This is a genomic window from Nonlabens sp. Asnod2-A12 (assembly GCF_045063745.1).
Taxonomy (GTDB): Bacteria; Bacteroidota; Bacteroidia; order Flavobacteriales; family Flavobacteriaceae; genus Nonlabens; species Nonlabens xylanidelens.
Map to the genome: position 1 here is coordinate 1773024 of NZ_JBEFOB010000003.1, position 19051 is coordinate 1792074.

General features: G+C 34.5%; 18 protein-coding genes. 2 read left to right on the forward strand and 16 right to left on the reverse strand.

The window, feature by feature from the left end:
• Positions 1-60: 60 nt before the first annotated feature.
• The 12 genes from ACJJVJ_RS08160 to ACJJVJ_RS08215 all read right to left on the reverse strand — a co-directional run bounded on the left by ACJJVJ_RS08160 (position 61) and on the right by ACJJVJ_RS08215 (position 14113).
• Positions 61-1731 carry a T9SS type A sorting domain-containing protein gene (locus tag ACJJVJ_RS08160; RefSeq protein WP_405369833.1) on the reverse strand — a complete coding sequence of 557 codons (1671 nt, stop codon included), beginning with the start codon at positions 1729-1731 and terminating at the stop codon, positions 61-63.
• Positions 1732-1921: 190 nt separating this feature from the next.
• Positions 1922-2974 carry a tRNA preQ1(34) S-adenosylmethionine ribosyltransferase-isomerase QueA gene (gene queA, locus ACJJVJ_RS08165; RefSeq protein ID WP_405369834.1) on the reverse strand — a complete coding sequence of 351 codons (1053 nt, stop codon included), beginning with the start codon at positions 2972-2974 and terminating at the stop codon, positions 1922-1924.
• 67 nt (positions 2975-3041) lie between these two features.
• Entirely contained in the window at positions 3042-4325 is a 1284-nt protein-coding gene (locus ACJJVJ_RS08170; RefSeq protein ID WP_405369835.1) for a 3-phosphoshikimate 1-carboxyvinyltransferase, read from the reverse strand.
• Between the two features lie 3 nt (positions 4326-4328).
• Positions 4329-4658 carry a nucleotide pyrophosphohydrolase gene (locus ACJJVJ_RS08175; RefSeq protein WP_104514574.1) on the reverse strand — a complete coding sequence of 110 codons (330 nt, stop codon included), beginning with the start codon at positions 4656-4658 and terminating at the stop codon, positions 4329-4331.
• Position 4659: 1 nt separating this feature from the next.
• A complete protein-coding gene (locus ACJJVJ_RS08180) occupies positions 4660-6669 on the reverse strand; it encodes a DUF3857 domain-containing protein (protein ID WP_405369836.1) in 2010 nt (669 codons plus the stop codon).
• On the reverse strand, positions 6670-8574 hold the full coding sequence (locus tag ACJJVJ_RS08185) for a DUF3857 domain-containing protein (RefSeq protein ID WP_405369837.1): 1905 nt from the start codon (positions 8572-8574) through the stop codon (positions 6670-6672).
• Between the two features lie 72 nt (positions 8575-8646).
• Positions 8647-9096, reverse strand: coding sequence for a D-aminoacyl-tRNA deacylase (dtd, locus tag ACJJVJ_RS08190; RefSeq protein ID WP_405369838.1), 450 nt, complete (start codon positions 9094-9096; stop codon positions 8647-8649).
• Positions 9093-10100, reverse strand: coding sequence for a ribosome small subunit-dependent GTPase A (rsgA, locus tag ACJJVJ_RS08195; protein ID WP_405369839.1), 1008 nt, complete (start codon positions 10098-10100; stop codon positions 9093-9095). Before rsgA ends, dtd begins: the two co-directional genes overlap by 4 nt.
• Positions 10101-10211: 111 nt before the next feature.
• The gene (locus ACJJVJ_RS08200) at positions 10212-11294 is read right to left on the reverse strand and encodes a bifunctional 3-deoxy-7-phosphoheptulonate synthase/chorismate mutase type II (protein ID WP_104514569.1); all 1083 of its coding nucleotides are present in this window, start codon (positions 11292-11294) and stop codon (positions 10212-10214) included.
• Positions 11284-12144 carry a prephenate dehydrogenase gene (locus ACJJVJ_RS08205; protein ID WP_405369840.1) on the reverse strand — a complete coding sequence of 287 codons (861 nt, stop codon included), beginning with the start codon at positions 12142-12144 and terminating at the stop codon, positions 11284-11286. Before ACJJVJ_RS08205 ends, ACJJVJ_RS08200 begins: the two co-directional genes overlap by 11 nt.
• Positions 12141-13304 (reverse strand): pyridoxal phosphate-dependent aminotransferase, encoded by a 1164-nt coding sequence (locus ACJJVJ_RS08210; RefSeq protein WP_405369841.1) that lies wholly within the window; start codon positions 13302-13304, stop codon positions 12141-12143. Before ACJJVJ_RS08210 ends, ACJJVJ_RS08205 begins: the two co-directional genes overlap by 4 nt.
• A complete protein-coding gene (locus tag ACJJVJ_RS08215; protein ID WP_405369842.1) occupies positions 13301-14113 on the reverse strand; it encodes a prephenate dehydratase in 813 nt (270 codons plus the stop codon). Before ACJJVJ_RS08215 ends, ACJJVJ_RS08210 begins: the two co-directional genes overlap by 4 nt.
• Positions 14114-14413: 300 nt before the next feature.
• Here ACJJVJ_RS08215 and gldA point away from each other — a divergent pair, with 300 nt between their 5' ends.
• Complete coding sequence (gene gldA / locus ACJJVJ_RS08220; protein WP_405369843.1) at positions 14414-15316, forward strand: gliding motility-associated ABC transporter ATP-binding subunit GldA; 903 nt, start codon at positions 14414-14416, stop codon at positions 15314-15316.
• A 5-nt stretch (positions 15317-15321) separates the two neighbouring features.
• On the opposite strand, the gene ACJJVJ_RS08225 is transcribed toward gldA, so the two are convergent.
• The 4 genes from ACJJVJ_RS08225 to ACJJVJ_RS08240 form a co-directional block, all read right to left on the reverse strand.
• A complete protein-coding gene (locus tag ACJJVJ_RS08225; protein ID WP_405369844.1) occupies positions 15322-16026 on the reverse strand; it encodes a TIGR04283 family arsenosugar biosynthesis glycosyltransferase in 705 nt (234 codons plus the stop codon).
• Between the two features lie 36 nt (positions 16027-16062).
• Complete coding sequence (locus ACJJVJ_RS08230; protein WP_405369845.1) at positions 16063-16839, reverse strand: DUF547 domain-containing protein; 777 nt, start codon at positions 16837-16839, stop codon at positions 16063-16065.
• Positions 16840-16986: 147 nt separating this feature from the next.
• Entirely contained in the window at positions 16987-17808 is an 822-nt protein-coding gene (locus ACJJVJ_RS08235; protein WP_405369846.1) for a purine-nucleoside phosphorylase, read from the reverse strand.
• Positions 17805-18422: a TIGR04282 family arsenosugar biosynthesis glycosyltransferase gene (locus ACJJVJ_RS08240; protein WP_405369847.1), complete on the reverse strand. Its 618-nt coding sequence runs from the start codon at positions 18420-18422 to the stop codon at positions 17805-17807. Before ACJJVJ_RS08240 ends, ACJJVJ_RS08235 begins: the two co-directional genes overlap by 4 nt.
• Before the next feature lie 232 nt (positions 18423-18654).
• Between ACJJVJ_RS08240 and rpsO the strand changes: the two genes are divergently transcribed.
• Complete coding sequence (rpsO, locus tag ACJJVJ_RS08245) at positions 18655-18924, forward strand: 30S ribosomal protein S15 (RefSeq protein WP_104514560.1); 270 nt, start codon at positions 18655-18657, stop codon at positions 18922-18924.
• Positions 18925-19051: the final 127 nt, after the last annotated feature.

The window sequence follows — 19051 nt, forward strand, 5'->3', positions numbered from 1 at the left end:
ACGCGTTTTGTATGAAATCTTAACTTTATTACTTTTTAACTAAGTCTAATATTTAAGTAATTAGATTTTAGAAATCTTTTCTGTTATAGAGTTATTTCCGTCTTCAACTTTTAAGAAATAAATACCGCTAGATAAATTTTGAATATCTAATTGATTCTCTATTTGGTTAAAAGAACCAGAACGTATCAACTTACCAGAAAGATCATAAACTCCATAACTAGCAGGATTCTCTAACACAACATTAAAAATACCTCTAGATGGATTAGGGTACAATTGAATATTCATGATAGTATTTACTTCATCATTACTTAATACATCATAATAATCTCCATTTACAAACGTAGCACCAGTATTATCTGGATCTAACCAATCTCTCAATCGAGTAGCTGAATTAAAACCTCCTGCCCAAGATGTATCCATTCTACCATAATAATCTGGAGCACCATTATCAGTTGTTCCATTACCATCCGTTCCAGTACAAGCTGCACCACCGCCTAGCAATTGACCTACTATTTGACCATTTTGATTTACAAGGCAACTACCAGAAGACCCTCCTTCAGTTACTCCGTAATCCCAATCAGATATAGTCCAACAAGCAACACCTGTCACTGTTTGGGCAAAAGTAAATTGATCATTACGAGCTAACTTCATAATATCTCCAGATGGGTGATGAAAACTAATTTGTGAAGAAGCTGCAGAGCTTCCGTTATTCCATCCACCATAATAAAGATTCCATATTGCTGGCGGAGTTTGATTAATTTCCAATAGCGCTACATCACTCGCTCCTCTATTAGCTTTTAACGTAGCTCCAGTTAGTATTCTTCTAGGATTAAAGTCACCAAATGTATCACTAGTAGTTGCACAATCTGGTGTATTTGTAAACCAATCGAAACCGAAAGACAAATTACTCGCATTATAAGATGTTGAAGAACCATCAGCAGTTGAAAGACAGTGATTTGCCGTTAAAAAATAAGGCGTAGCATCTTCTCTTACATTATTTACTAATGTCCCGGTACACAAGCCATTACCGTTAATAATAACCCTAGCAACAGCATGTCTATAGTTATTTCTAATAGTAGTCCAATCTTGACCATTTGATGATCCCTGATTTGGGTCACACATCATATCAACATTACAACTTCCAGATTCATTCAACTTAAGAAAACTAACTTCTTCTTCACCAAAACCTCTATAGCCATGGACTACATTTTCAATAGATATACGACCTTGATTTTTTACAGATGCTGGTTCATAATACTCCAACCAGATGTTGTCTCCATAAACAATCCAAGAACCTAATATACCGTCTTCTTGATTTTCTTTGTGAGTATAAGGACCTATTTTATCAGTGTGACCATCATTATATAAATACAACTCGGCACCTACAGGAAGCTCGTATCGATCAAACAATAAGTTTATAGTTTTAGCACCTGACGACTCTATATTTAACCTCCATAATCTATCACCGTTATCTAAATCTGACCACTGACCAGAATTGAACAAATTAAGGTCAACAGGGATTTTCTCTCCAAATCTATATGGCTTAGTCAATTCAAAGCTCGCTAAAGCATCTTCTTGTTCCAAAGTCGCTTGATCAAACTGAGGCATTGATATTTTTTGTGGCTGACTTTTAAAAGTCAAATCCCAGCCGCGTGGAGTTGCTTCGTTTGTTACTTGTGCTAGAGCTATTTGAGAAACAAATAAAACAGCTATAAAGTATAATTTTTTCATTATAAAATAGTTTTAAGGGAATGATGGCAAGATAATTCAATGTTAGTATTCCACATAATTTCTTAGGTTAAATTGTTAATATAAACATAAACCTTTGATAACATTAATTAACTCTTCTTATAAATGAAAATCAAAAAAAATGCCACAAGTAAAACTTGTGGCATTTTAAAATAATGAGTTTTATTTATTATTAATCAATAATAAGCATCGCATCACCATATGTACTGAATTTATAATCTTCTTTAAGTGCTACTTCATAGGCCTTCTTAAGTAGATCATAACCTGCAAATGCAGCTGCTTGCATCATTAAAGTAGATTTTGCAGGGTGAAAGTTAGTAATCATACTATTTGCAATAGAAAAATCATAAGGAGGGAAAATAAATTTATTAGTCCACTCATCAAATGTATTTAAACGACCATTACTACTCACAGCACTTTCTAAAGTACGCATAGTTGTAGTACCTACAGCACAAACATTCCTTTTATTATCCAGCGCTTCATTAACTGCAGCACAAGTTTCTTCTGTAATAAAAGCTTGCTCACTGTCCATTTTATGTTTAGATAGATCTTCTACTTCTACAGGTGCAAATGTACCTAAACCTATATGCATAGTAACCGTAGCCATCTTAACACCTTTAATCTCTAGACGCTTTAATAAATGCTTAGAAAAGTGCAAACCTGCAACCGGTGCCGCTACAGCCCCTTCTTTCTTAGCAAAAATAGTTTGGAAACGTTCTTCATCTTCTGGCTCTACTTCTCTATTTAACTCTTTAGGAAGCGGTGTTTCTCCTAAATCTTTAAGAGCCTGTCTAAACTCCTCGTAACTACCATCATAAAGAAAACGCAAAGTACGTCCTCTAGATGTAGTGTTATCAATAACCTCAGCGACCAGACTCTCGTCATCACCGAAATATAATTTATTACCTATTCTTATTTTTCTAGCAGGATCTACTAAAACGTCCCACAATTTTGTTTCAGGATTAAGTTCTCTAAGTAAGAAAACCTCGATTCTAGCACCAGTCTTTTCCTTATTACCATATAATCTGGCAGGAAAAACCTTAGTGTCATTCATCACAAAAATGTCATCTTCATTAAAATAGTCTATCACATCCTTAAACATCTTGTGTTCAATTTCTCCAGTTTTCTTGTGCAAGACCATTAACTTAGACTCATCTCTATTTTCTGCTGGATATTGTGCTATGCGATCTTCTGGCAGATCGTAACCAAATTGTGATAACTTCATTAATTCCTTTTTATTATAAGCTGCAAATATACGATTTGCGCATAGGCCTTGTCAAGTAAATAAGCGCTTAAATTTCTGTAATCCTTACATTTACCTTATTAAGGTCATTATAAAAGTTTTTATAACTTTTTGTTACTACCATCGCCTCGTTAATAATGAGCTCTGTTTTCATGCACAACGGCGCAAATGCCATTGCCATTCTATGATCTTGGTAAGTGTCCACAGTTACCTCTGGATTAAAACTAGATGGGGTTTTAAAATGTAATTTTATAGAGTCGTTAGTTGTTGTTATCTCGCTTTCGCGAAAGCGTGCCCCAACAGTTTTCATTGCCTCTATACGATCTGTCTCTTTAATTTTAAGAGTATGTAAACCTGTTAATTGCGCATCTACACCTAGTCCTAAACAAGTAGCAAATATCGTTTGAGCCTGATCTGGTTCATTAGTTAGGTCCAACATGACCATATCTGGCAGTTGCTGATCTATTTTTACTAGACGAATTCCATTTTCAACAAAAACAGTTTCCACACCTAGTGGTTTATATATTTGAACCAACTCACTATCTCCTTGCAACGAGTTATCTTGGTAAAAAGAAAGACTCATTTCATACCCTACTTCTTGCATCGCTACCCAACTGTACCAGTAGCCGGCACTACTCCAGTCGCTTTCTACTAGAGCGTTAGTAATAGCATTATTATGTAATGGCTTTACCTCAATAAGTTCATTAACCTTTTGGGTACTACTTGCTAATTCTACAACCTTATTACCTGATGAGAAATTAACATTTACACCAAGTTGTTTCAAGATATCTACCGTCATTTCTAGATAAGGTCGCGAGGTTAGGTCTCCATAAATTTCTAGCTGAAGTCCGTTCTCAAAACTGGGTGCTATTAACAGTAAGGCTGTAAGAAACTGACTGGACACACTACCGTCTACCGACAGTTTACCACCCTGAATCTTTTTCCCATTAATTTTTAAGGGTGGAAACCCTTCTTTTTCAAGATATGACACCTCTGCTCCTAAAGAGTTAAGTGCATCTACTAGTATACCTATAGGACGTTGTTTCATGCGATCACTACCAGTCAAAGTAATTTCTCTATCTTCTTGAGAAGCAAAGAAAGCTGTCCCAAATCTCATCGCGGTACCTGCATGTCCTATATCAAGAATGCTTTCTTCACTTTTTAAGACATGACTTAAATGATCACTATCATCACTGTCTGATAAATTATCAATGTCTAAATTTTTATAAAGCGCTTGCAATATCAACCAGCGATTACTTTCACTTTTTGATCCTGAAATAGTTAATGCCACATGCCCTCTAGGCATTTCTACTTTATGCAATCTTAAATCCATGTATTAAGATTTTAGTTTTTCATTATTATGATGTCTATCGTGATCGCGCTCTGTCTTAATCTGTAATTTTTTATTAAAAGATGCCTCTAGATCTGTTCCTGTCTGATTTGCAAGACATAGAACCACAAACATCACATCTGCCAGTTCTTCTCCTAGATCTTTATTCTTATCACTTTCTTTCTCGCTTTGCTCCCCATATCTTCTTGCTATAATACGCGCCACTTCACCTACTTCTTCTGTAAGTTGTGCCATATTAGTAAGTTCATTAAAGTAACGTACTCCATGCTGCTTGATCCACTGATCAACCTGCTCTTGTGATTTCTTAATACTCATATTATATTTTTTTGAGGACTATTTTTTGAGCGTCTAAGTCTATCATACTGATATAAAACTTTCTCCATGATTCATAATTTTCTGGAGCTATAAGAGGCTTTTTGATATCAAATATTGCTCTAGTAACAATCTCTTCTCCTTTATTCTCTACAATGTAAGTATAAGAACCTACCTTATCTCCATAGACTATTTTTGTTACTTCAGGAATAGACTCTACTTCATATCCATCTGGTATTTTTAAACTAACAACTGTAGTTGTCTTTAATGGAAAAATCAAATCAACTGGTAACTTCCTGCTCTCTCTTTTAAATGGATTCTCTTCATTAGACTCAAATAATAAAGGTGAAATATACACTTTACCACCGACAACATCTATACCTTCATTATATTCAATATCATATTTAAACGTTAGTGGTTCTAATGGTTCATTTAAATTAATTACCTGAAGATTATCTATATCTAAACCTGCTTCTTCATTAATCAAAAAGTTTTCCATACTCTCCATATTTTTTTCGGCCTGTTTATACCTTGTACGATAAGCGATATATTCTGTCTGTCGCTTTTGAACATTGCCAGAAAAAGTCATATCATCATTTAACTCTACAGACAACATTACAGTTTCATTAGATATATTTTGTTGATTTAACTCGATCCATGAAGAATCTCCATTTTCTTGTATTAATCTACCTAACCAATTAGCAGCTCTTAAAGGCAAAAGATTAGGAGCGATATAAGTTTCAGTAGCGTCTAACAAAACAGTCTTATTATCTATTTTTACGTGAGCAACCACATAATTAAATCCATTCTGCGTTGGGAATAAAGGAATCCCGTTATCTCTAGAACTAACTAGAACAGGGTTTGCATCTAAGCCAACTTCTCTTAACATAGCTATTAACATCAAATTAATTTCGGCTATGTTACCAGAGCCTTCTTTGTAAGCTTTTCTTACACCATCTGAAACAAACTTACCATAAACACCATTCCACTTCACCTTATTTTTTACAAATCGAAAAACTTTAACTAACTTTTCTTCTTGAGTAGACTCGTCAGATATTGTTTTATCTAAATCATCTTTAAAATAATTATTAATATTAAGCTGGTCACCAAACTTATTATTTGCCGAAATAGTTTTTGATACTGCTTGCCAAGTCGTTGAAAAATTTTCATACGGAGAATTAGGGAATCTAGTTCCAGAAAGTTCAATAATTAATTTAGCTCGATAATTTTCTAAATTACCAGACATAGGTTCACTATCAAGCGCAGGAATATTTCTTCCGTTTAACTCCAACAATTCATTTTCAATATTTATTCGTTGAGTATCAAAATTTGTTTTAGTTTCAAATCTAGTTGAAACACGATTTTTAGTAGTCAAATTAATAGTTCCTCTTACAGGCTCTCTATTGATTGTTGGGATATAAGAAGCTTGAGGATTAAACAACACGTTATACAAATAAAATTCCACTAATAGAACCTTAACATCTTGTTGAAGAATAGGGACATTTTTTTGTAAATCAATATCGTCTATACTAGGAAATGGCGAATCAATAAAATATTTATACTCAATAACCGACCCTATCCTAACATTAGGCATAGTAAAAGATTGCATTTTCCAATTATCGTTAAGCTTATCATCAAACGCACCTGATTTTTTTAATTTGGTTTTTTCTATCTTACCATCCACTAAATTATACGTTGCTCCTTTGAGCCCTCGTAAAACCTCTCGATTTTTACCGCTTTTATCCCAAAGCCGCACTCTTTTAGTAGCATACTCTATTCCTGCCTCGTTGTTAATTTTAATACGCTCATGTATTTCACGATTTTGAACAAAACCCTCACCTTTCTCATATCTAAAATTAACATCTACATTTCTATAAATGAAAATAGCATCGTGCTCAACAGAGTCAGTAGCTTCTAATTCAAAATCAACATTAGAAACCTTATCAAAATCTAAATTTTGAGCAAGGCCTGTAAAAGATGCTAATACCGTAACTAATAGTAATTTTATTTTCATTTATTGCCTTTTTAATACCGCTTTAATTTTATCGTGTTTTACTATCTGTGACCTAAACTCTCTATATGAATCATAATCGTTTTTAGAAAAAACACCTTTATTTATCTGTAAAAATCGCACGACATTTACACCTCCTTTATTTTCTACAACTTCTAAACTATACTTACCGAATTTAGTTTCTAAGCTAATCTTTTCTGGTAACGCTTCAATAGACACACCTTTTTCTAGAGCTATATGGTACTCATCTCTATCTATGTAACCATGATCTATCTTAAAATCAAATTTACGCTCTTCGTACTTAGCAGGAATATTAGTGTTGCGATTAAAAAACACAGGTTTAAACAATAATAAACCTCCTGTTTTCCTAGCATAACGTGGAGATGTTATCTCAACATTTTCAATAAATTTCACTTTTTCCTTATCGTTAATAATTTCTGAATTCTCAACTACAAGCCCATTCAGTTCTCCCCACAACTCTTGATAGGCTATTTTTCTTTTTTCTTTAGTCTTGTCCTTGATAAATTCTCTAAAAGAGTATCGATACCCTTCTGTTATCATTTGAATACTGGCTGTTATAGTCCCATTAGAGTTAATAAAAACCTCTGCATAAGTTCCCTGAACATTACTCTCAGTAGGATAAGATGTAGTATGAAGAATCTCTCCACCTGCATCACTTACGACTAAGGCATCTCTATCGTCTGTCCATCCTGCTATATAACCAAAAGGATTTGTTTTACTCGTGCACTCTAACCAGATGTTCTTTTCATCATCAAGTTGTGGTACATATAAAATCATGTGATTTCCCTGTGTAGAAGAAAAGCTTTTATCCACACTACGTATATTACTATCTCCATAAATAATTGCGTGATGAGACTCTATCCCTACTTCATTCAATAAAGCTTTGGTATAATTAGACAGTCCTTTACAATCTCCATAAGCTACATTATGCACGCTCATTGCATCTATAGGTTTCCAGCCACCTATGCCTACTTGTACACTTATATAACGAGACCTTTCTTGCATGAATTCATATACTATTTTTGCTTTTTCTCTTTGACTTTTAGCGTCTTTAGTAAGTGTTTTCACCTCATCAATAACCTCTTTAGGTAACTCTCCAACATCAGACAATAATTCATCATTCATCCATTTACCAAAATCTTTCCAGTCATTATTTACACCTGCTACACCTTTCATATTAAACTCTTTCATCGCAATTTTCACAATTGGTCCATAAGTATCGAACCCTGGACTGTAGGCCTGTGGTACAAGTGCGGTTAAGTTAGTCGCTGTATAATTTAAATTACCGTTCTTAGTTATAGCATAATCATCTAGATGAGATTCTTTGAACTTCACCTCAATCCCTGAATTATTGATCACTTGATAATTTGAAGATTGCGTACTCACATAAAAATATTCTAACGGCACCCAACTAGGTAGAAAAGCCGTAGTACTATATTCTACGGTAGAAGTAAAATGAATCGTAAATGGGTAGTCGCGAGGTGTATAGTCTAAATACTTTACTCGATTATCACTATATAAAGTCCCGTTAGAAACTGCACTTACATCCTTAAAGTCCTTTTCTTTAATTCTAACAACTTTATTACCTACAGCATCATAAATTGTAGCCTCTATCTCATCTACCTTAGTATCTTCATCATAAGATTCTGCCGCATTGATATCTGACAATCCTTTTTTATTTAACACTGTAACCACTCTATCTGTCGTCACTTCAACATCATCAAAATCTTTAATAACAATGGAAATGTTGTTTTTTCTAATAACAGCATTAGCATTTTTTAAAAGCTCTGCTGGTATATTTTGAGAAGATTGGTATTCTATGTCTTGTGCTTTAAGAGTGTGAGAAACAGATAAGCAAAAAACAAATAGTAGTAATAGTTTTTTCATAACATCTCAAAGAAAATAAAATTATGTTTAACAACCATAATAAAAGAGAGAAGTTAATTAATAAAAATAAAATTACCTACTCTTACTGTCTACAGTAAGAGTTACCGGACCGTCGTTAAGCAATTGAACTTTCATATCAGCTCCGAATTTTCCTGTGGCTATATTTTTGTTCAGCTTTCGCGAAAGCGAATCTATAAAAGCCTCATATAAAGGTATTGCTACCTCTGGTCTTGCAGCCTCTATATAACTAGGTCTATTGCCTTTTTTTACATTTGCAAATAAGGTGAATTGGGATATCAATAGTACATCACCATCAGTATCTTTTACACTATGATTCATCTTACCATCTGCATCTGAGAAGATTCTCATACCAGTTATCTTATTAACTAACCAGTCTATATCTTCTTGCGCATCTCCATCTGTAATTCCTAATAAAACAAGGAGTCCGTCACCTATCTCTCCATGAATTTGTTCTTCTATGGTAACGCTTGCACTAGTAACTCTTTGTATTACTACTCTCATGGTTGCGCCTGGTGTTTATCCTGACGGTAATTTTCTTCGTCTCCATTTACTATTTGCACATAGCTCTCATAGCGACTTAATACCATCTCGCCGTTTTCTACTGCTTCTTTTACTGCACATTTAGGCTCTTCTATGTGCATGCAATTATGGAATTTACAGTCTTGTTTTAACTCTTGAATTTCTGGGAAGTAATCTCCTATTTCTTCCTTTTCCATATCTACTACTCCAAAACCTTTTATACCTGGCGTGTCTATAAGACGTGCGCCAAAATCCAAATCAAACATTTGTGCAAATGTGGTGGTATGCTGACCTTGTTTGTGCTGTTCTGAAATTTGTTTTGTTTTTATCTGTAATCCTGGTTGTACAGCATTTGCTAGTGTACTTTTTCCTGCTCCACTATGACCTGCAAACATACTGGTCTTATCCTTCATCTTTTCCTTTATTATATCTATATTTTTACCGCTAGCAGCACTTATAGCTATACATTCATAACCTATAGATTTATAAAGACTCATTAAATATCGTACCTCATCCAGCTCTGTCATGGTAAGTAATTCTTCTCCAGTTTCTGGATCTATCATTACTTCACCCTGGTCATCATTATAAGTATCTACTTTATTAAAAGCGATAACTACTGGTATGTGATAAGCTTCGGCAGTGACAAGGACACGATCTATAAAAGAGGTAAATGTGGGCGGATTATTTAAGGTAACCAATAAAAAAAGCTGATCTACATTTGAAGCTATAATATGAGTTTGTTTAGAAAGATTTACCGACTTGCGTACGATATAATTATCTCTCTCTTCTATCACATTAATAATTCCTATTTCTTCATCTCCTTTTTTCTCAATCTCAAACTGTACTTTATCACCTACAGCAACAGGATTAGTACTTTTAATCCCTTTTAAACGGAATTTCCCTTTAATCCTACAAGAGTAAAATGCGTTATCCTCACCTTTTACTTCGTACCAGCTACCTGTTGACCTATAAACAATTCCAGTCATTAATTAAGTTGTATTTTCTGCATATCACAAAATTACGCTTTTTAAAGCTAAAGAGATTTTTCTAAAAATCAAAAAGGACAGAAATTAATCTGCCCTTATGAATGTAGTAATTTAATTATTAATCACCTTTTCTTGATGCACAATAGATTCTTGGTGCACTGCTTTAAAAACACGCAGTATAAACTCTTCACTTAAACCTTGCTCTTCTCCAGCGAGAATCATTTTACCTAAAATCTCATTCCATCTTTTAGATTGTAAAACAGCAACGTTACGCTCTTTTTTAAGTTCTCCTATAGCATCGGCAGTTTTCATTCTTTTACCTAATGTCTCAATAATAGAATTATCTATAATATCGATTTGGGCTCTAAGAACACCTAACTTAGACTGGTAACCTACTTCATCATCTTGCTCTTTTCTTATGCGTAAATCCTTGAATATTTGGATAAGAGAATCTGGCGTTACCTGCTGTGCTGCATCACTCCATGCATTATCTGGATCGTAATGCGTCTCTATCATTAAACCGTCAAAGTTTAAATCTAGTGCCGTTTGCGATACTTCTAGTATCATATCTCTTTTACCAGTAATGTGTGATGGGTCACATATTAAAGGTATATCTGGATAGCGTGTTTGGAAATCGACAGCTATTTGCCATTCTGGATTATTACGGTACTTTGACTTATCATAGGTAGAAAAACCTCTATGGATAACACCTAGGTTTTTAATATTTGCCGTATGAAAGCGCTCTACAGCACCTATCCATAGTGCTAGATCTGGATTTACTGGATTCTTAACCAGTACCACTTTATCCGTTCCCTCAAGAGCATCTGCTATTTCTTGAACTATAAAAGGACTTACAGTAGACCTTGCTCCTATCCATAATAAATCTATATCATGTTCTAGTGCTAGTTCTACGTGAGCACGGTTTGCTACCTCAGTTGCGGTTAAAAGTCCTGTTTCTGCTTTGGCTTTTTGCAACCATTTAAGACCTATCGCACCTACACCTTCAAAGTTACCTGGACGTGTTCTAGGTTTCCATATACCAGCACGCAGGTAAGTCACATCAGTATCTTTTAACTGGTGTGCAATTTTAAGTACTTGTTCTTCTGTCTCTGCGCTGCATGGCCCAGCGATTACTATCGGATGCTCTAATTTGTGAGCATCTAACCAACTCCTAAATTCTTTTTTATTTTCCATTTTCTATTCCTTTCAGTATCGTTTTTATTCTATTTGTTTGTTCCATATCTTTAAATATGGCGTTATGATCGTTGTTTTTTACGCTTTCGCGAAAGCGAGATAAATTCTCAATATATCCATCTAGACTAGCTAGAACGTGTTCCTTATTTTGTGCAAAGATAGGTGTCCACATGGCCGGAGAACTTTTTGCTAATCGTACTGTGCTTTCAAAACCACTACCTGCAAGATCAAAGATATCACGCTCATTCACCTCTTCTTGTATCACTGTTTTCCCTAACATAAAGCTAGATATATGCGATAAATGAGAGACATAAGCGATATGTTTATCATGTGCCGCCGGCGTCATGTAACGCACTCTCATTTTTAATTTCTCAAAAAGTGCTATTGCGCTTTCTTGCAATTTAAAAGCTGTTTTTTCTACCTCACAAACTATCATTGTTTTGTTCTTAAACAAATCATGAATAGCTGCATCTGGTCCAGAAAACTCAGTACCTGCTATAGGATGCGCGGCTAGAAACTGTCTTCTATTCTTATGCTCTTCTACCGATTTACAAATAGCCTCTTTAGTAGATCCTACATCTATAACTAGTGCATCTTCGTTTACTAAGTCGAGTACTTGAGGTAAAACTTTTAGTGCCACATCTACTGGTATAGAAACGATGACTAACTGTGCATCTTTAACATCTTCTATCTGTGCAACGTGATCGATAATTTTATTGCTTTTTGCCTTTAAAGCATGTTCTGGATTTTTATCAATACCATATAATGTCGATTCTGGATAATGGTTGCGCAAGTCTTTAAGGATTGAGCCACCTATTAGTCCTGTCCCTATTAGAAATATATTTTTCATACCTCTACATTATTAGCCACTCTTAATATCATTTCTTCTACTTGCTTTTCTTCTACACAAAGAGAAAAACGCACATAGCCTTTTCCGTTTTTACCAAAAATACTTCCTGGAGCGATGAAGATATCATTATTATGTAATAAATGGTCTACAAATGCTTTATCATCTGACTGTCCATCTGGTAGTTTACACCATAAGAATAAACCGCCATCTTGTTCCTGCGGTTGTAAGCTTAAACTTGTTGCAAGTTTTATAGTTGCAGCTCTACGTTTTTTATAGATTTCATTTTGAGTATTTAACCAGCTATTATCTGTTTGCAAAGCAGCAATTGCTCCTTTTTGCACACCATAAAACATACCGCTATCCATGTTAGTCTTTACTTTAAGAACCTCTTTAAGTAATGCAGCAGCACCAGTAAGCATACCTACTCTCCACCCAGGCATGTTATAAGTTTTACTAATAGAATTTAATTCTAGAGCAACATCCATAGCACCATCTATTTGATGGATACTTATTTTATTATCATAACCTATACAGCTGTATGGATTATCATTAACTATTAGAATGTTATGCTTTCTTGCAAATGCTACTAATTTTTCAAAAACAGTTAACGACCCAGCAGCGCCTGTAGGCATATGAGGGTAGTTAGTCCACATGATCTTTACTCTAGAAAGATCGAGTTTTTCTAACGCTTCAAAATCTGGCATCCAGTTTTGAGATGCTGTTAAATTATAAGTTACAGCAGTCGCCTCACATAATCTAGTCGCACTTGCATAAGTAGGATAACCAGGATCTGGAATTAAAACCTCATCTCCTGGATTTAAAAAAGCCATGGAAATATGCAAAATACCTTCTTTACTTCCCATTAAAGGAACTACTTCTGACTCTGGATTTACTATTACTTGATATTGCTTTTTATAAAAGCCAGCCATGGCATTTCTTAATTCTGGCAATCCTAAATAGCTCTGGTAACCATGTGCTCTAGCATCTTGTACCGCTTCTATAAGAGCCGGCACCACATTAGGTGGCGGTAATAAGTCTGGACTACCTATACCTGCATTTATAACAGGTTTACCTTCATTTATTAAACCTCTTACCTCGCGCAACTTTGTCGCAAAATAATATTCTTGGACGCTATCGAGTCTCTTTGCTGGTTGTATCATAGCGAGTGTGATTTATATATTCCTAAAACAACTAGTGATTCTACTAGAATACCTAGTTCTAATTTTGCTTCTTCAAACTGACCCATTCGTTTAAATTCAAGATCTGCGACAAATGAAAATAAGAACGGCTTTTCTACAATAGGTATGGATTGAATTTTTGAAACATTAATATCTAGTTTACCTAAAGTGATTAATATTTCTCCAAGACTACCTGGCTGGTGTCCGGTAGTAAAATTAATAGTCGCTTTATTCACTTCTTTTACAAAGCCATTTGATTTCTCTACGACCACAAATCTGGTTGCGTTTTTCTTTACTTCTTGAATATCTCCTGATATAATTTCTAATCCATACAATTGTGCCGCGTGTGCAGACGCTATTGCTGCAATACCACGTTTATTACTTTGCGCAATTCTAAAAGCGGCAGCCGCTGTGTCATCTGTTTCTACCAGTTTAATATGTTCGTGGTTTCTAAAATATGGCTTGCATTGCAACAAAGCCATAGGATGAGATTGCACCTCTATTATATCTGTAATATCCTGACCTGGCAGCGCCATTAACTGGTGCTCTATATTTAAATAATACTCTCCTGTTATATGTAGTTTTTGTTCTCTAATCAAACTGTAATTGGTTAATATGCTACCGGCAATAGAATTACCTATAGCCATAATTCCTTTATCCACCTGACCGTTTGAAACAGCTATTACTAGTTGGTCAAATGAATCACATTCTAATAAATCCACATCACCACATAGCTCGACAGCCACCTGATGGTGATAAGAACCTTTAATACCTTGAATAGCTACTTTCATTTTTGAGTAAAAAAAAAGCCTTGATTAGATCAAGGCTTTGTTGTTATATAAATTGTTTAATTATTACAATACAGCCTTTCCCTCTATAAAATAGAAGTAAAATCCATACCAGAAATAAATATTTGTCATCATAATAAGCAGCTAATGTAAAATAGATTTTTATAAATCCATTAGTTTTCAAGAACTTTTAAGGAATATTTACTACTCTATCGTTATAGTAGGGTAATTGTAATGTTCTCGCTTTCGCGAAAGCGAGATAAAAAACAATCTTCTAAGCGTTACATTTCTTATCTTTACCTTATGTCTATAGAAGTAAGTAAAGTATCTAAATATTACGGGCAGCAAAAAGCTCTCGATGAAGTTAGTTTTACCATTAATAGTGGTGAAATAGTTGGTTTTTTAGGCCCTAATGGTGCTGGAAAATCTACCATGATGCGCATTCTCACTACCTATCTTAATGCAAATGAAGGAAATGCGATTGTAAACGGACATGATGTTGTAGAAGAACAACGTGAGGTACAGAAATCGATAGGCTATTTACCAGAGAACAATCCTTTATATCCAGATATGTACGTAAAGGAATATCTTTCTTTTAGTGCAGGAGTTTATAACATCACTGATTCTAAAAAAAGAATCAACGAGGTTATTGAAGAAACCGGACTAACGTCTCATGTAGGTAAAAAAATAAACGAACTTTCTAAGGGTTACAAACAACGTGTGGGACTAGCCAATGCGTTACTGCACTGTCCTAAAGTTTTAATTCTAGACGAACCTACCACAGGTCTAGACCCTAATCAATTGGTAGAAATACGTCAATTAATTAAAAAAGTAGGTGAAAACACTACCATTCTTCTCTCCACGCATATCATGCAAGAGGTAGAAGCGATGTGTGATCGCGTAATTATTATTAATAAAGGCAAAATAGTCGCAGACGATTATCTTAAAAATCTTAATAGTGATACTGTTCAAGTTATCGAGGTAGAATTTGATTACCGCGTAGAGCCAGAATTACTCAATCAAATAAATAAAGTACGAGAAGTAAAACAACTACAGGGTTTTAACTACAGCCTTGAATTTGAGACTAAGGAAGACATGCGCAGCACGGTCTTTGATTTTGCTCATGATAATGGATTAAAGATTTTATCTCTTAATAAAAAGAACAAAAATCTAGAAGCGATGTTTACCGAGTTGACTGCAGAGTAATAATATCAATCACATTTACTCAAATAATACTCATACAACTCGTCAATAGTTGCACCTCGATATTTTCTCCAATAGATGGTTAAATAAAACCACTGAAGCTTAAGCACGCCTTTTTCATGATAGCGTCTTGCACTAGTTTTTAACCATTTGGGGATTACATAGTATTGATCTATTTCATATAATCTTGTAATAAGATCATAATCTTCATAAATAGGAATATTTGTTTTATAGCCACCTATTTTATCATACAATTCTCGTGTAATGTATTGAGATTGATCTCCACCACGACTTGCTTTCCATGAGAATCTTGTAAACCATCCTATGATGATTAACCAAGGATGTGAGCTTTTAAACTTCATCCTGAAACAACCAGCAGCGTGCTGATTTTTAACCGCATTTATAATTAACAAATCATAATCCTTAGGCGGATAAGAATCTGCATGCAGAAAATAGAAAATTTCTCCTGTGGCTACTTTTGAGCCATTATGTAATTGCTTACCACGTCCTTTTTGCGAATTAATTAGTCGTACGGACATATCCTGATGAGCACTAGCAAAATCATTTACTAACTTTACAGTCTCATCATCACTACCACCATCTACAATGATCACTTCTAATAAGCTAGCATTATTTGCATAGCCGCAGAGGTGGTCTAATAATTTTATAATTGAAGATTCTTCATTAAGAACCGGAATAATAATACTGATCATATGGTCACATGTACGTAAGCAAGCTAGGTTCGGTTTTTATTTCTGACTATTCAATGACCAGTCATAATCCTTATAAGAATAAGAATCTTTTTCTGCTATCTGTGAGTCAGCATATTGATTAATAAATTGTGCGAGTGTCATACCGTTTTGGGTAAAATCTTCTGGGTAAAAATCAAAAATAGAACTCAATTTAGGATTTTGAGGATCGCTAAGATCATTCTTTTCTGAATTTACAAATTCTATTGCACTTTTATCCATAAGTGCGTCCACATTTGCCGCTGTAAACGCAGTATTCTGTAATTTAGGACATGAAAAGCTAGCGCAATTAATAGCAAAATGAATGCGAGCGTCTCCCATTTTTTGAAGCACATTTTTTTCTATTGCTGCAAGAGAATATTCTTTATCTCCAACTTGAGCAAATTTCTTTAACCACACCTGACCCAAAGGTCCATCTATATCTTTAATACTAGCAGGCAGGTCATTCATAAGAATAAGGTCTACTGTATTTGCATTATACAAATTGATGTAATAGGCAAATTGCTCATTAATACTCCATGATTTTTGAGGAACGTTTTCATTTAAGTAACTTAAATATTCTTTTAATTCTGCCTGTTCTTCTTTAAGACCTACATAATCCACAAATCCCTCGCTATTTACATACTCTTTAAGAATAGCATCCCATTTACTATGATCTAACTGTCCATTTTCAGACGGTATTTCTTGACCTTTTTCCAAAGTATCGTAATAAAGATCACCACCACCTACACAAGATGCTGTTAATAGGACTAATAATACTATAGTTATGTACTTCATAATATCAAACTTAGTGTTGCTTTAAGCACAACAATTCTATCTTAATTTTAAAGAACAAAAAAGCGGAAAACAAGCTTCCGCTTTTTAATTCATTGTAAAAGTAATAGGATAATATCACATCAATATAACAGTGTACAATTATATAAATTAGATCAATTCAATCAGCCCTTTAAATAAAGCAACCATTTTAGGCTCTGCTGTACCGGCTATTGCGATAATATCTGCAATGTCTACTGGTTCAAGATTATCAGGATCACACTCGTCAGTCAGTACAGATATAGCACTTACTGGCAAGTTTAAATGATTTGCCACAATGATTTCTGGCACCGTACTCATACCTACTGCATCTGCACCTAATAGCTTGAGCATTCTATATTCTGCTCTAGTTTCTAGTTGCGGTCCTACTACACTAGCATAAACACCTTCTTTAAGAGAGATATTTTGAGATGTTGCAAGCGATTTTAATTTATCATTCATCTCCTTATCATAAGGAGCACTCATATCTGTGAATCGCTCACCAAATTCACTTACACCTTTAAACGCAAGCGGACTACCACCTTGTAAATTGATATGGTCATCGATAAGCATTAAATCACCTTTTTTCATATCTAGATTAACCGCACCTGCAGCGTTAGAAACTAATAAGTTTTTAATTCCCAAACCATGCATTACTCTTACTGGGTACGTGATATCAATAAAATCATAACCTTCATACAAATGAAAACGACCTTGCATGACCACCACTTTTTTACCACCTAAATCTCCATAAATCAATTTACCAGAATGAAATTCTACTGTTGCCAGTGGAAAAGAAGGTATTTGATTATAGTGTGCGACTTTTTGATTTTCTATACTATCCACTAGTTTACCTAGACCAGTCCCAAGAACGATTCCTACCTCAGGAGCTTCAAAACCTTGAGAATGTAAATATTCTATAGACTGTGTGAGTTGTTTTTTACTAAGCATCATATGTTTTTTAAAAAAGGTTGAAATGCTGGAATGTCTTTTATATCTTCATAATAATCTACATCATTACGCTCTTCCAGCATAGCATAATTTACGCTTTTTAGATTATTAAGAGTTTTTTCTAATACCGTTTCAGTTCCCCATTCTTTATCTTCAAAAACGCCATCGATTAGTTTTTTAGTAAACCCTAGAAGGTAATAACCTCCATCTTCGGCAGGGCCTATTACAGCATCGTTAGTTTTTAATTGATTAAAAGCACGGTCTAAATCTGCCTGATTCATATCATGCATATCAGACCCAATGATAATAACATGGTCATGATTTTTAAATGCTTCTTGAAAAGCATTTTCCATACGCACGCCTAGATCTTCACCATCCTGCACATATTTATCATACACCTTATTATCCCAAGCATCGTTTTCATGAACACGCTCACTATACCACACCTGTTTAGTAGCGTTAAGGTTTCCTGTAATTTCTCTGGTGTGAGCTAGTAAAAATTTATAGATATCAAATGCAACTTGATCTCCTACGGTAGCGGCAAGACGTCGTTTACCCTTTCCTATTTCAGGATTGCGAGTAAAAATGATAAGGCAATTGGAATTATTTGTATTCAAAAGAAAGGGTTTATAACTACAATATTAAGGTAAAGAGATCACGGTTTTATGACAGCTATCATTAATTTAACGTTGTTTTTTTTGAATCTTACCTATAGTTAGTTAGAAAATAAAGATATAAATTATAGCATATTATTAATTAATCGTATTTTTGCAAACGCTAAGAGAATGAATCTCGCGGCACCGTCAGATAGACTGACATACATAATATTCATTATCAAATAATTTTGGCATGTATTTAGCACCAGAAAAAAAAGCAGAAATTTTCGCAAAGTACGGAAAAGACGCAAACGACACAGGTAACACAGACGCGCAAATCGCGTTATTCACTTACCGTATTAACTATTTAACGGGACACCTTAAGAAAAACCGTCATGACTACAACACAGAGCGTAGTCTAGTAAAACTAGTAGGAAAGCGTCGTTCACTTCTTGATTACAAGATGAGAAAAGATATCGTTGCTTACCGTGAGTTGATTAAAGACTTAGGTATTAGAAAATAATAAATTGGGGACCTTGCGTCCCCTTTTTTGTTTTCTGCGCATCGCATGCGTAGAAATTTCTTACCGCATACATTGCGGTTTTTAAACGTAGAAGTTAGATTCTACTTACGCTTTCGCGAAAGCGTAA